The organism is Caloranaerobacter ferrireducens, assembly GCF_001730685.1.
Taxonomy (GTDB): Bacteria; Bacillota; Clostridia; order Tissierellales; family Thermohalobacteraceae; genus Caloranaerobacter; species Caloranaerobacter ferrireducens.
In genome coordinates this window covers 68,358-82,626 of the sequence record NZ_MDJR01000003.1, presented here as the reverse complement: position 1 = coordinate 82,626, position 14,269 = coordinate 68,358, and the positions used below count along the sequence as shown (strand labels likewise).

Here is a 14,269-nt window from a genome sequence, read left to right as displayed (position 1 = left end):
ATAAAACGCTCATTTTATTCAATATTTTTTGTTTATCGCTGCGTCTTCTTATTTATCTTGTATTATTATAGATTTAAGTGTTTCAAAAAAATCTGGAAAAGAAATGTTTATACTCTCTGTTTCTTGTAGATTTGAATCTCCATCTGCACTTAAAGCTGCAATACTTAACGACATAGCTATCCTATGGTCATTGTACGTACTAAGATTTGCTGGTTTTAATTTAGAAGGTCCGTTTATTATCATACCATCATCTAATTCTTCAATATTAGCCCCCATTTTTTTTAGCTCATTTACTATTGCTTTAATTCTATTGCTTTCTTTAACTTTCAGCTCTTCTGCATTTTTAATAATTGTCGTACCTTTAGCTTGAGTAGCAGCTACTGCAATAATAGGAATTTCGTCAATTAATCTAGGTATCATATTTCCTTTTATTTCTATACCTTTTAATTCTGAATATTCAACTAAAACATCTCCTATTGGCTCATTATTTACATTTCTTACATTTAATATTTTTATTTTTCCTCCCATTTTAATTAGGACATCTAATATACCTGATCTGGTTTCGTTTAATCCTACATCTCTTATTAATATTTTAGATCCTTTTAATATTAAGGCTCCAACTATTAAAAAAGCTGCTGATGAAATATCTCCTGGAACATAAACCTCTTTTCCCATAAGTTTATTCCCAGGCTTTAAATATACTTCATTATTATTTGTTATTATATTAGCTCCAAAATATTTAAGCATTCTTTCTGTATGGTCTCTAGATATACTTGGTTGCAAAATCTTTGTATCGTTATTAGCATATAATCCTGCTAAGAGGATGCAAGATTTAACTTGTGCACTAGGTATTGGTTGTTTATACTCAATTCCATTTAGACTTTCTGTCGGCTCAATTCTTAAAGGAGGAAATTTATCTGATAAACCAGAAATATTTGCTCCCATCATCCTTAAAGGATTAATTATCCTATCCATAGGTCTTTTTTGTATTGATTCATCACCTGTAATAGCCACTGAAAAATTTTGACCTGCTAAAATACCACTAATTAATCTTATTGTAGTTCCTGAATTTCCTACATATAAGATGTCTTTTGATTCTTTAAGACCATGTAAGCCTACGCCTTCTACAACAACTTCTCCATCAGAAATATGTATATTTACCCCTAATTTTCTAAAACATTCTACTGTTGAAAGACAGTCTTCTCCCATTAAAAAGTTATGTATTACTGTCTTGCCCTCTGCAATAGAACCTATCATAATCGCCCTATGAGAAATTGACTTATCTCCAGGAACTTTTACTTCTCCTTTAATTGATAAATTACCACCTTTTATAATCATATTACTACTCCATCCTTTAAACTTCTTTCAATTAGTTTTTCATCAACATTATTATATATATTAACTTTCCCTTTTCCAATAGGAAGTACTAAAACAATCCTTCCTTTTTCATTTTTTTTATCATGCTTTATAGCACCCATTATTTGCTTTTGCTTAAAATCTGAAAATTTTACTGGATTCACTAATCTACTTAAACTATAAACTATCTCTGTATAATATTTTTCATCTATCAAACCCATTTCTCTACTTATAAAGCTTTCTAACATCATACCTAATATTACTGCCTCACCATGTTTAAAAGTTTTAAAGTTATCCAATGTTTCTATACCATGCCCAATTGTATGACCAAAATTTAAGATTTTCCTTAGATTATTTTCTTTCTCATCTTTTTGAACTATAGCTTTTTTTATATTTAAAGATTTCTTCACTATGTTTACAATATAGTTATTTTCTAAATTCAAGATACTATTCAAATTATCGTTTAACCATAAAAAAAAGTCATAATCCATTATTAAACCGTATTTAAAAACTTCACCTAAACCGCTGATAATCTCTCTTTCATCTAAAGTATTAAGCGTTTCTGTATCTATTATTACTCCTTTAGGTTGATAAAACGAGCCTATAATATTTTTGTAATTCTTAAAATTAACCCCTACTTTTCCTCCAACGCTGCTGTCTACTTGTGATAGGAGAGTTGTAGGTATCTGAATAAAGTTAACCCCTCTCATAAAGGTTGCTGCTACGAAACCAGCTAAATCTCCTGTAACTCCTCCACCAAGACTAAGTATAGTAGTTTTTCTGTCACATCTAGTTTCAAGCATTTTTTCATATACTTTTTTAGCAGTAGCTATACTTTTACTTTCTTCTCCGGGCTCTAGAATATAATAACCTATAACTTTTGAACTAAGTTTTGATAGTAAAATATCCAAATAGTATTTGGCTACATTACGGTCTGTGATAATAAAAACATTATCACTTACTCCACATTCTAGTAAAATATTGTCTATATTCTTCAAAATTCCTTTATCAATATATATATTGTACCCTCTATCCTTCAGGTCTACACTTAATATTTCCATAGTATCACCTACTATTAACATAATCAATATATCTATTATAGTTGTCTTTTACTTCTTCTATACTGTCTCCTCCAAATTTAATCATGATTTCATTTGCTAGTATCCAAGCTAAGATATTCTCAGCTACAATACTGGCAGATGGCACTGCACAAACATCTGACCTTTCTTTTTGGGCTTCAAATTCCTCCTTCGTTTTCATGTCTACACTTCTGAGAGGCTTTCTTAATGTTGGTATTGGTTTCATTGCAGCTCTTACAACAATTGAACTTCCATTTGAAATTCCTCCTTCTATACCACCTGCATTATTAGAATATCTTTTATATCTATCATCATAGTATATTTCATCATGCACCTGTGAACCAAATAATTCTGCAGCTCTAAAACCAATGCCTATTTCTACGCCCTTTATCCCTTGAAGGCTCATCATTCCTTGTGCAATCTTACCATCCAGTTTTCTATCCCAATTAACGTGACTACCTAAACCGATAGGAATATTGGTTGCAATAATTTCAAAAACTCCTCCTAAAGTATCACCTACTTTTTTAGCTTTATCTATTTCATTAATCATTTTCTTCTCTAATTCACTGTCTATTACTCTCAAAGGAGAATTATCTGTATTCTTGATTTTATCTATTGAAATGTCATCAGACTCAATCTTAATTTTTCCAATTTGAGTAACATGACTATATATTTCGATATCGAATTCCTTCAAAAACTGTTTTGCTATACTGCCTATAGCTACTCTAATTGCAGTTTCTCTAGCACTTGCTCTTTCTAAAACATTTCTTATATCTAAATGATTATATTTAATAGCACCTGCTAAATCAGCATGACCTGGTCTAGGTCTGGTAACAATTTCATTTTCATCTAAGTTGGTTTCCTCTATACTCATTATATCTTTCCAGTTTTCCCAATCCTTATTTCTAATAAATAATGTTATAGGACTTCCTATAGTTTTACCATTTCTAATTCCTGAAAGTATTTCAACCTTATCTTTTTCAATTTTCATTCTGCCCCCTCTGCCGTAACCCATTTGTCTTCTTCTAAGCTCATTGTTTATAAAATTTATATCTATCTTTAAATTAGCAGGAAATCCTTCAATTATACCGATTAGACCCTTTCCGTGAGACTCCCCTCCTGTAAGATATCTAAGCATTAAAGATACTCCTTTCTGATTTTGTATCACTAAAAAATAGACCCATAGGGTCTATTTCAGTTTGCTTTCAACAGATTTAACCTTTCTTTCCATACTAGTTTCTTTATCTCTTCTATCATCAATCTTAATCTGCGTCGAAACCCTTTTTGCACCTTCAGCAAAAGGTACTTCATGCATTTTTCTAATTACATCTAGTATTTTATCAAGGTCCCCTTCTATTATTGTACCCATAGGAGTTAGCATATATTTCAAATCTTTTTCTTTCTCTAATACAGTATGACATTTAGCAACATAACTACTTAAACTTGTATCCCCTGTACCTAAAGGTACTATAGTAACTTCCACTATAGCCATTTAACACCCTCCTAGTCAAAAAATTTTAACCCTAGATTAAAACCTTTATTTAATATATCTTTTCTTTCCCATATAGGGAAACGATCAGTATCAGAAACTAATAGATTATATTTATACCTAGTATTAATAGCTTTAAAAAATAAATCTATAACAGGGATACATGCATCAAAATGCCCTTCTTTATAAGGAGCTCCTCCTGCAGCAATAAACATTCCTATTCTATTTTTATTTACATCAATAGCTGGATTTTTTAAGATAAATTTACTAGACCAATACACTTGACATCTATCTATCATTATTTTTGTTAAACTACTAACTGTATTAAAATATAAAGGAGAAGCTATTATTATACCGTCACTTTCATTAAATTCACTGTATAATTCGTTCATATCGTCATTTATAAAGCACTTTCCTGTTTTAGAACAATAATCACATCCTACACACGGATTAATACTCAAATCCTTAAGATAAACTTTCCTAATATTAACATTACATTTTTTAATACCTTCCAGTACACTGTCTAATAAAGTATCTGTATTCTTATGCTTTCTAGGACTGCCCATAACTGCAAGTACTTTTCCCATAAATCCTCCATTAAATCTTTATTGATGTAATTTGTACCAATTGACCTTACTAAAATTTTATATCAATTATGAATTATTGTAAATATCATATGAAGCTATCTTCATTTTTTTCTATTTCAGGTCTAAAAAATATTATAACGTTTTTAATTATTGAAGCTAATCCAAGAATAAGTAAAAAATAAGATACAATACTATAATATTTTTGATAGTTTGTAACTCTACCGAGAAAATATATCATAATACCTAAAAAAATATATTTAGAAGATTTTCCTTTTGATAATAAGTTTTTTCTATATTCTCTAATTTTTTTGTTTCTATCTCGTATCCTATTTATTATTATTTTTTCAATTTCTCGCTCTTTAGGATATAATTCTGTTTTTTTAATTAACTCAACGAAGCTATCTTTATCAAGCAGATAAATTCTTATATGCTTTTGTAACTTTGGTAAAAAGTCTTTAATATCTTCTGTAAAAGTTGATGTTGTTATTATAGCGCCTGATTCTATATCAAGTTTTTTTAAAGATAAGAAAAACTCTTTAACATCCTTTATTGTAACTTTATAATCATCTTCATATTGTAAACATTTAATCCCTATGCTTTTCCCCTTAAAATCGCCTATCATATCAATATCTCTTTGATGTAACATTTTTAAATCTTCCAAACCTACATTTTCTAATACATCATAACAGTACTCTATAAATTCATATGGAGTTTTATTTAATAAATCTTTTAAAATTTCTTCTTTTGCAACTACTTCATTAGTCCTTTTAATTACTTTATTAAGTTTAACAGTACTAATTTGATATAATAACAAGTTTACTATTATAAAGAACTGAACAGCAACTACAAAACTAAACAAATAGTCATTTGTCTTAATATAAAAATATAAAAAGAAACCAAAAGTAATTATAAGTCTTAACATAATTCCATCTAGAACTATAGCCAAGTATGACTTTCCTTTTTTCATCTCTTCTAAGTAATATTTTTTTAACCTCTTTTTATTTCTGTAACTGTCTATATGCTTTTTTGTAACTTTCAAAGCATTTGTTATATCCATTCAAATCACCTGCTTTATCAGTTTTTAATAATCATATCCTCTTTCAAAATTTTTATACAAAAAAACATATAGGCTAAACACCTATATGATTTGACTGTTTTCTGCTTGGCAACAATAAAGCTATTAATAGTAAACCTAAATTTTCTAATAAAAACAATGCAAATATTCTATAAGTAATACTGCTAAAAAACTCCAACGGATACATTTGTATCAAAATATCCGTTTTTGGATTAAGCAGCCACAAATCATTTGAAAATAAAATTTTATGAAAATAAGTAAAATACTTATAGAAATCTGAATATATCAATATGTAAAGCATTCCAACTAAAAACAGTTCTATTGAAGATGTAATAACTAAAATCTTTTTTAATCTATTTTTATCTTTGTAAAATATATATATTAATGAAACTACAGTTAGCAATAAAGTCAAATTTCTTGTAACATGTTCTTTCCTAAATAACTCTCTTACATCTTTTAGATGTAATAATTCTCTTTCTTCAAAGACCTGCTCAATTTTACCTCCTACATCTGTAAAAATAATAATATTTTCTCTTTTACCTTTAAGATAATCTAAAAGCTTTTCTGTAATTAACATTAGATTCTCTTCACTTATTCCCGTTACATTTTCTATATTATATTCTTCATATTTATCTTTAAAAAAACTAATATCAAATGTTGCTATTTCTAAATTCATAAGTAGCATAGTTATTGGTAAGCAGACAATACAAATTAATGCAAACAACTTTGTATATTTTTCCATAAAAACTCCCTCTGCTAAACAAATTTCTTTTTATTGACTCGTGTAAGTAGTACATAGAAAAGTGTAAAAATAATCATTGCAATAATAACATATTTATTATAAGTTTTTAGTACATTAATAATTATTACCCAATTTTCTTTTAATATTTTCCCTAAAACAATCAACATCGTATGATGAATAATATTAACTATTCCAATTGTAAGATAGGTTAACTTTTTATCTGCCTCAGAAATTCCAGCTATTAAGACTGTAAATGAATATATACCAGGAATAAACTTACTTACAAAAATAGCAGCAGGGCCATGCCTATTAAACATGTTTTTTAATTTTAGAAATTTCTTAGTATTGAATATAAATTTAATAAATTTTGAATGTAGTATTTTTTCTTTTTCCTTTTCACCAAGTTTATATAACATTAAAGATGATAAAAAAGTTCCAAACCATGCAATAGTTAATATAAAATAAATGTTTAAATGTACAAGTTCAGACAAATATCCTTCTATAACCAATACCATATCTCCTGGATATGGTGGGAAAATTATTTGTAAGTATTGTGAAAAAAAGAAAAATAAATAAAGAAATAACTTATTACCACTAACCAATTTATCTATAATATTTAAAATAATACTCTCCATTTCCCACCTCTAAAAAGTTTGGTAAAATCAACAAAAAGAAAAGGAAAATTGAAAAACCCGAAAAATCGGGTTTATGCCATAGCTCTTTCTAATTTATCTAAATGCTGTATAGGAAACATTCTTAATAATTCTTTAAACTGTTCAACAGTAAGTCCTTGAGTTGTTGTATAAATCCTAATTTTCTCATCTAAATCTGCATTTTTAAACCTTCTTTTTATTTCTTCAAAATTTGGTTTTGTATCCATATAGACACTCCTTCAATTTTAATCAAGTTTTCAATATTAGTATGTATTTTTTAATGACTAATTATTCAATTGTTATATATAACTTTATTACAGTTTAAACTCAAAATAGCTATATTTTACATTGTTTTCAATATTTTGTTTGATATGTTTTAATTTTATAGTTATAATAAAACTAAAAGGAGGTCTTTAATATGGAAAATAAAATAAGTATTGAATACTGTACTACTTGAGGATATCGTCCTAAGGCAGTTAGCCTTACAGAAAAATTACTTAAGGAACATAAAAATAAAATTAAGTCTATAACATTACTACCTTCTTCAGGTGGAGTTTTTGAAGTTAAGTTTAATGATGAATTGATTTTTTCAAAAAAAGAATTAGGAAGATTTCCTAATGAAGATGAAGTTGAAAGCATAATCAGAGAAAAAATATAAACTATTACATAAACGGCGAAAGCCGTTTTTTTTCTTAAGTAACAAATCATTTTCTATTTACATACCATGTATTAGAATATAAATATTTACGTATATAAGTTATTTAAGGGAGGTTTTGGTTTATGCCTAGAAGATATAGATATTATATACCACCAGTTGAAGTAATTGATGAAATCGAAAAGGAAAAAGAAAATGAAAAAGAAAACGAAGAGCAAAGACGTGGTCATGGTTATGGTTCTTACTGGTGGATTATTTTATTATTTATACCATTAATATTATCTGGTGGTTTTTTTAGATATTAATAGAAATAAAAGGCCCTATAAATATCGGGCCTTTTTAAACTTACTCATCAATTGAACATTTTTTGCAAAAACCTGTGAATGTAATCTCACTATCCTCAATTTTAAAATCATATCTTCTCTCAATTTCATTTATTATTTTAATCAATTTAAGTGAAGTATCTACATCGATATAATCTAATACTCTTTTACATTTTAAACAGATAAAATGTGCATGGATACTTTTTCTTGAAAATAGTTTTAGTTCGTATAATTTTGAACTATTAAATGTTACTTCCTCTATTATGTCATTATCCAACAAGATTTTTATATTTCTGTATACTGTTGCAATACCCACAGCTTCTCCTTGTTCAATGAGAAAAGCATGAATATCTGTTGGATGAAAATGCTTATTCGGATTATCTAGAAACAATTTTATTATTTTTCTTCTTTGCTCAGTTATCCTGTAACCATTTTCCTTTAGGATATTTTCTATATAACTTAATCTTTTGCCTTGCATAAAATTCTCCTAATGACCACATTCTCCATGATGCTCATGTCTCTCACAAACCTCATCTGTAGATATTAATGTACCATTAATATAATTTTTTATTACCTCTTCAATACTGCCACTAATGCCAACTAGAACATCTATTCCATTTTCGTTAAATAAAGCTTGAGCTGTTTGCCCCATACCACCAGCAACAATAGTGTTAACTCCTTTTTCACTTAAAAACTTTGGTAAAAACCCTGGTCTATGTCCTGGGTTAGGAACAAAAATTCTATTTTTTACTTCATTGTTTTGAATATCAACTAATTCAAATCCCTCACAATGGCCAAAATGTTGTGATACATAATTACCATCAACAGCTAACGCAATTCTCATTATTCTACCTCCTTAATCTTTTCATTTATTATGTTCCATATTTTTCTAATTTCCTTACCAGCAATACTTTCCTCAAATAGTACTACTGGTTTGCTTTTCTTTATTGCTTTACTTACATATGGATCAAAAGGTATTTTACCAACAACTTCAAAATTATTTTCATTACAAAAATCTTCAATTTCTTTTGTTTTTTCCAGGTTAATATCAAATTTATTTATAACCACATAAGCTTTCATATGAAAATAGTCTACTAAACTTAATACTCTCATTAGGTCCTCTAATCCCGACTGTGTTGGTTCAGTTACAACTACAGCCATATTACAACCTGTAAGTGAAGATATCACAACACATCCAATACCTGGAGAACCATCAATTATGACTAACTCTGGTTTCTCCTTGTCACTTATAAGTGACTGTCTTACCTTAGTAACCACTTTACCTGCACCATCAGCGCCAATCCTTAACTGAGCATACGAAAATTTTCCACCTTCAATAGAGCTTGTAATAACATCTCCTGTTTCATCGTCAACTAATTTAATTGCTTCATTAGGACATACTTCAACACAAGCTCCACATCCCTCGCATTTTATATCATTTATCTCAAAATTTTCTTTTATTGCATCAAATCTACATATACTTCTACACTTGCCACACTCAATACATTTTTCTTTATCAATGTAAGCTATTTTACCTCCAATATATAATTCTCTTTTTATTGGAGTATTATTTAAAATAAGATTAAGATTTGGAGCTTCCACATCGCAATCAGCTACATCTCTATTCTTAGCAAGATATGCAAATGAAGAAGTAAGAGTAGTCTTACCTGTACCTCCTTTTCCACTAATTACAACTATCTGCTTCATTTATGAAACCTCCATTATTTTAGAAAAAATATTTTCAAAAACTTCTATAAAGCTTTTATCTTCAAGTAATTCTCCCTTAGAATACTTTTGGGCAATACTCCTATCAAATGGTATTTTCTCAATTATATCTATTCCCTGTTTTTCACAAAATTCTTCAATAATATAGTCATTTTCATCAGATTTATTAATAACTACACCAAATGGTACTCCTAATTGTCGTATAACATTAGCTGCAATCTCTAAATCATGTAATCCAAACTTAGTTGGTTCAGTAACTAAAATCCCATAATCAGACCCCTCAACTGAATGCACAACGCTGCATGAACTACCAGGTGGAGAATCTATAATATTTATATAATCAGGAGTTATTAGTTTTTTTAAATTCTTTAAAATTGGTATGCCCATAGGTTCTCCTATGTTAAGAACTCCTCTAACTGCTTTAAGATTATTAGTATAACCTATTTCAATTTTACCGATTTCTCTCTCGGTTTCAGTAATTGCATTTACTGGACATACTAAGCTACATAGTCCACAACTATGACATATTTTTTCAAAAACTAAAACACCATTTTTAGTAACTGCTAAAGCATTAAAATTACATTTTTTTGCACATAAACCACATTGTGTACAAGAAGATTCATCAATTTGTGGAACTTTAACTTTTACTTCAAAAGTATTTTTTATTTCAGGTTTTAAAAATATGAAACCATTAGGCTCTTCTACATCAAAATCTAAATACTGAACCTTTTTTCCTTTCTTACTTAAATAATAAGCTAAATTAGTAGCTACTGTAGTTTTTCCAGTACCACCTTTTCCACTTAGTACAGATATTTTCATTTTACCTTCCCCACCTGTTCTGTAATCCAAAGTGTGATTTTTTAGGTTCTTTTATTTCATTCAATTTATCTTGTTTTAAAAGTTCCAAATTAGCCTTAATTGTATCTGCCTGACCTTCATAAATACTTATTTTAGTACTTGTAAGTATTTTCATTGAGTTAGGTCCAATATTTCTAGTTATAACAATATCTGCTCCTTCATCTACAACTAAATTAGCTGCTGAAACACCAGCACCATGTTCTGATACAAAACCCTCATTTTCAACTACTTTGAACTCATTTGTTTCTGTATCTACTATGATAAAGTATTTGCATCTTCCAAAACGTGGATCCAGCTGACTATCCAAGCTTTTACCTTCACTACTAAAACACACCTTCATAGTTCATTCCTCCTACATTTTTTCTAAAATTTTTGTACCTAAACTTGCAAATTCTTCTAATTCATGATTGAACAATTCTATTCTTCCTTCATCGCATAATTGTGTAAATCCTGAATTTATAGGTAATTTTGCAATTAAATCTAATCCCATTTCTTTTGCTACTTGTTCAGATTTACTCTTACCAAATACTTCTATTTTTTTACCACAATCAGGGCATACAGCATAACTCATATTCTCAACAATACCTAAAATAGGAACATTCATCATCTTACTCATGTGAATTGATTTTTCAACTATAAGGTTAACTAAGTCTTGTGGTGATGTAACAACAACGATATAATCAACAGGCATAGACTGCATAACAGTAAGTGTTACATCAGAAGTTCCAGGTGGTAAGTCAATTATTAAGTAATCTAATTCTCCCCAGTTGGTTTCATCATAAAATTGTTTAACTGTTCCAGAAATTAACGGTCCTCTCCAAATAACAGGTTTATTTTCTTCTTCTAATAATAGATTTAGTGACATAACTTTTATCCCTGTTTTTGTTTCAACTGGTTGTAATTTTTTATCTATTATCTGAGCTCTTACTTTATTTAAACCGAAGATCTTTGGTATACTTGGTCCAGTAATATCTGCATCCATTATTCCGACCTTATATCCTTCTCTGTTCAGATTTACTGCTAGTAAACTTGATACAAAGGATTTACCAACACCACCTTTGCCACTCATTACTGCAATTATTTTGTTAATTTTATTTTCCATTAGATGACCTCCTCTATTACTTTTATTTATGGCATATGCTATTTATATTATACATTTTTTATGTGCATTTGCCAATATTTATATGTAATTTTTTCTATTTTTAAACACAAAAAATGAGGGAATATTTCCCTCATTTATTTATTGCAAAATTATATTAACAATAGTCCAACCCAAGTAACTTCATCTTTTTTAAATTCGATATTAATACCTATTTTCTTGCACGTATTTATAACATCTATGCCCATTGCTTCTAAAGAAGGTCTAGCCTTATCAGGATAATTACACTCTTTGATACCAAGTTTTGCATTACATACTTTACATAGTTTACAGTTCCCACCAATCAAAGCATAAGAATTTTCAAAACCTAGTTTTTTTGCTTCTTCTTCCAGTTCCAACATAATCTTATGAAGCTTATAAGCAGGCTTATAGAATTCTTCCATATCATTTGGATTATTTATATTATCTCTAACTATAACTACAAAGCCAGCATTATATGTTTTCAACTTCTTTTTAAAATCTTCAATATCACCAACATATGGCGGACACATGTAGTTTGCACCATATTGTTCACATTTATTCTGTATACAATAATCTCTTACTATTTGAGTTATTTCAATTTCATCTATCAATACTTCTTTTATCATATAAACTTTTTTTGCCATTTCATATGCCTTCAAAAAATCTTTTACTTTAAGCTTATCCATATATAAAAACTCCTTTATTTATTGTACATTGTCCAAATTCCCATATCTTTAAATCCTAACCTTTTGTATATCCTACCAGCTTTTGGATTATCATAAAAAAGGCATAAACTTTTTCCTTCATTTAGAAGAGCCTTACATAATTTAGTCATACAAGCTGTTGCATAACCTCTCTTTCTATAATCTGGATGAGTACAAACACCAACTATCATAGCAGAAGTACTGTTTTCAGCTGTTGTTTGCGCAACTGAAACCATTTTTCCATCTTCCTCTATATAGTATCCTCTACCTGTATTATCCTCAAATTTCTTCCTTATAGATTCTTCAGATATGTCTCTAGAAAACTCTTCTATTAATTTGTATAGTTTAACTATCTCATCAACATTTTCTAACTCTACTTTTCTTACATTAGCCAATAACTCATTCTCTTCAAGTTTTGAACCTTTATCTAATTTACAGAAATATGTATCTCTTTTTTTTGAAAAGCTATGCAGTTTTTCAAATTTTTCAACTATAGATTTTTCTCCTGATAACAACTTAAATTCTTCATTCTTCATAATATTATAAAACCCTTCAACATCAAATTCATCTCTTGAATAAAAAATAAAGCTCTCAAAGTATTTTAATAAAACACCAATTAGTTCTCCTTTTTGATTAAATTCTCCCCACAATTTCTGAAATTCATTATTGAATCCATAGTTTTCAACATCTCCTATAATAAACAAATTTAACTCTTTTTCTTTCTTAATATATTCCATAAGTATGTCATAATCCTCATTATTAAGCAATCTAATCATTGTAAACTCCCCCCAACTAATAATTTTAAATTATTATACAGTATAACTTCGGTTAATTCAAATATTTTATCGATAAAAAATACCCTATAGCAAAACTACTATAGGGTATTATTTTCAGTAATTTCTCTATTACTGTATTTACTTAAAGCTAACACTATTATAGGTATAAAAATAAGTTGAATTATTATTCCTGGTAAACCTGTTAATATCGATCCTTTAACAAACATAAGCGCTCTTATTTTTACTCCGAAAAGAACAGATAAAATATAAGCTACTAATCCACCACCAATTCTCCCTGTAATCATTGCTAAAATCAAAGATATAATAGTATTTAGCTTCATTTTTTTACTGAAAATAGATACACTTAAACCATATAACCCTATCTCAAAAGACATAATCAAAGCTATTGGGAATAAAGGTGGCATTCCTGTAATCATTGAATTTAAATAAGGCAATATAAAACCAATAATAAATGCAGTTGGAGATGATACAAAAAATCCAGCTATTAATGCAGGGATATGCATTGGTAAGAAAACTTTCCCACTAATACCTGTTAAGTGGAATAAAGATGGTAATACTATACCCATGGCAATAAATAATCCTGCTAAAACAATTTCTCTAGTTTTACTGTTTAAATTCATATTCAATCCCTCCTTAAAAAAATAACCATGAAAATAATCTTTTCTATAAGATTACCTTCATGGTTTTACTTCCTAGCTTTATTTATTTCCTCAATAATATAATCAAGCATTTGATTGATATTTAGTTCTTGTGTACCTGCTATATAGACATTGCATCTATTAAGAGGCAAAATAATTTTTCTTGCTTCACTTGTCGATATGGCTTCAGCCATTACTGGAGTTATTTCTCCCATCATAGAATTCGCAATCAATATTGCTATTGGCCCGATAATTATATCAACTTTTTGACTCATTACCTTTACAGCATTTTCACCAGTTGCCCCTGCATTAGCTCCTGCCTTCAACATATTGGAGGTTGCCAAAGAATTCGTTCCCAATGCGATGATTTCTATATCATCTTTAATTTCACTTCTAATCTTTTCTACAATCGACTTCCCTAAACCTCCACCCTGCCCATCTACAACTGCGATTTTCATATCATCTCCC

20 protein-coding genes and 1 pseudogene are annotated in these 14,269 nt (G+C 28.7%); 2 read left to right on the top strand and 19 right to left on the bottom strand.

What is annotated here, in order from left to right; translation table 11 throughout:
• Positions 1 to 48 precede the first annotated feature (48 nt).
• From aroA to BFN48_RS12440, 9 genes are all read right to left on the bottom strand, one after another.
• Positions 49 to 1,338, bottom strand: a complete 1,290-nt coding sequence (gene aroA / locus BFN48_RS06445; RefSeq protein WP_069650085.1) for a 3-phosphoshikimate 1-carboxyvinyltransferase — start codon at positions 1,336 to 1,338, stop codon at positions 49 to 51.
• Positions 1,335 to 2,438 (bottom strand): 3-dehydroquinate synthase, encoded by a 1,104-nt coding sequence (gene aroB / locus BFN48_RS06440; RefSeq protein WP_083238837.1) that lies wholly within the window; start codon positions 2,436 to 2,438, stop codon positions 1,335 to 1,337. Before aroB ends, aroA begins: the two co-directional genes overlap by 4 nt.
• Positions 2,422 to 3,573: a chorismate synthase gene (aroC, locus tag BFN48_RS06435; protein WP_069650083.1), complete on the bottom strand. Its 1,152-nt coding sequence runs from the start codon at positions 3,571 to 3,573 to the stop codon at positions 2,422 to 2,424. The genes aroB and aroC overlap by 17 nt, the downstream gene beginning before the upstream one ends.
• A 51-nt stretch (positions 3,574 to 3,624) precedes the next feature.
• Positions 3,625 to 3,927, bottom strand: coding sequence for an MTH1187 family thiamine-binding protein (locus BFN48_RS06430; RefSeq protein WP_054871870.1), 303 nt, complete (start codon positions 3,925 to 3,927; stop codon positions 3,625 to 3,627).
• A gap of 11 nt (positions 3,928 to 3,938) precedes the next feature.
• Positions 3,939 to 4,511, bottom strand: coding sequence for a flavodoxin family protein (locus BFN48_RS06425; RefSeq protein WP_069650082.1), 573 nt, complete (start codon positions 4,509 to 4,511; stop codon positions 3,939 to 3,941).
• An 85-nt stretch (positions 4,512 to 4,596) separates the two neighbouring features.
• Positions 4,597 to 5,568: a restriction endonuclease gene (locus BFN48_RS06420; protein WP_069650081.1), complete on the bottom strand. Its 972-nt coding sequence runs from the start codon at positions 5,566 to 5,568 to the stop codon at positions 4,597 to 4,599.
• A gap of 73 nt (positions 5,569 to 5,641) precedes the next feature.
• Entirely contained in the window at positions 5,642 to 6,328 is a 687-nt protein-coding gene (locus BFN48_RS06415) for a TIGR01906 family membrane protein (RefSeq protein WP_069650080.1), read from the bottom strand.
• 14 nt (positions 6,329 to 6,342) lie between these two features.
• Entirely contained in the window at positions 6,343 to 6,963 is a 621-nt protein-coding gene (locus tag BFN48_RS06410; protein WP_069650079.1) for a DedA family protein, read from the bottom strand.
• A gap of 71 nt (positions 6,964 to 7,034) precedes the next feature.
• Entirely contained in the window at positions 7,035 to 7,208 is a 174-nt protein-coding gene (locus BFN48_RS12440; RefSeq protein WP_176718839.1) for a hypothetical protein, read from the bottom strand.
• A gap of 242 nt (positions 7,209 to 7,450) precedes the next feature.
• Between BFN48_RS12440 and BFN48_RS12780 the strand changes: the two are divergent.
• Positions 7,451 to 7,639 (top strand): annotated as a pseudogene (locus BFN48_RS12780) (SelT/SelW/SelH family protein); the annotation flags it as partial.
• Positions 7,640 to 7,761: 122 nt separating this feature from the next.
• The gene (locus BFN48_RS06405; protein WP_069650078.1) at positions 7,762 to 7,941 is read left to right on the top strand and encodes a hypothetical protein; all 180 of its coding nucleotides are present in this window, start codon (positions 7,762 to 7,764) and stop codon (positions 7,939 to 7,941) included.
• A gap of 40 nt (positions 7,942 to 7,981) precedes the next feature.
• On the opposite strand, the gene BFN48_RS06400 is transcribed toward BFN48_RS06405, so the two are convergent.
• The 10 genes from BFN48_RS06400 to BFN48_RS06355 form a co-directional block, all read right to left on the bottom strand.
• Positions 7,982 to 8,437: a Fur family transcriptional regulator gene (locus tag BFN48_RS06400; protein WP_069650077.1), complete on the bottom strand. Its 456-nt coding sequence runs from the start codon at positions 8,435 to 8,437 to the stop codon at positions 7,982 to 7,984.
• A 9-nt stretch (positions 8,438 to 8,446) separates the two neighbouring features.
• Positions 8,447 to 8,803 (bottom strand): NifB/NifX family molybdenum-iron cluster-binding protein, encoded by a 357-nt coding sequence (locus BFN48_RS06395; RefSeq protein WP_069650076.1) that lies wholly within the window; start codon positions 8,801 to 8,803, stop codon positions 8,447 to 8,449.
• Positions 8,803 to 9,666, bottom strand: coding sequence for an ATP-binding protein (locus BFN48_RS06390; protein ID WP_069650075.1), 864 nt, complete (start codon positions 9,664 to 9,666; stop codon positions 8,803 to 8,805). Before BFN48_RS06390 ends, BFN48_RS06395 begins: the two co-directional genes overlap by 1 nt.
• Entirely contained in the window at positions 9,667 to 10,503 is an 837-nt protein-coding gene (locus BFN48_RS06385; RefSeq protein WP_069650074.1) for an ATP-binding protein, read from the bottom strand.
• 1 nt (position 10,504) lies between these two features.
• Positions 10,505 to 10,882, bottom strand: coding sequence for a NifB/NifX family molybdenum-iron cluster-binding protein (locus BFN48_RS06380; RefSeq protein ID WP_069650073.1), 378 nt, complete (start codon positions 10,880 to 10,882; stop codon positions 10,505 to 10,507).
• Positions 10,883 to 10,894: 12 nt separating this feature from the next.
• Positions 10,895 to 11,644 (bottom strand): Mrp/NBP35 family ATP-binding protein, encoded by a 750-nt coding sequence (locus BFN48_RS06375; RefSeq protein WP_069650072.1) that lies wholly within the window; start codon positions 11,642 to 11,644, stop codon positions 10,895 to 10,897.
• Between the two features lie 149 nt (positions 11,645 to 11,793).
• On the bottom strand, positions 11,794 to 12,348 hold the full coding sequence (locus BFN48_RS06370) for a DUF2284 domain-containing protein (RefSeq protein ID WP_069650071.1): 555 nt from the start codon (positions 12,346 to 12,348) through the stop codon (positions 11,794 to 11,796).
• Positions 12,349 to 12,362: 14 nt separating this feature from the next.
• The gene (locus BFN48_RS06365; RefSeq protein ID WP_069650070.1) at positions 12,363 to 13,142 is read right to left on the bottom strand and encodes a GNAT family N-acetyltransferase; all 780 of its coding nucleotides are present in this window, start codon (positions 13,140 to 13,142) and stop codon (positions 12,363 to 12,365) included.
• A gap of 98 nt (positions 13,143 to 13,240) precedes the next feature.
• Entirely contained in the window at positions 13,241 to 13,783 is a 543-nt protein-coding gene (locus BFN48_RS06360; RefSeq protein WP_069650069.1) for an ECF transporter S component, read from the bottom strand.
• A 65-nt stretch (positions 13,784 to 13,848) separates the two neighbouring features.
• Positions 13,849 to 14,259: a DUF3842 family protein gene (locus BFN48_RS06355; protein ID WP_069650068.1), complete on the bottom strand. Its 411-nt coding sequence runs from the start codon at positions 14,257 to 14,259 to the stop codon at positions 13,849 to 13,851.
• Between the last annotated feature and the right edge of the window lie 10 nt (positions 14,260 to 14,269).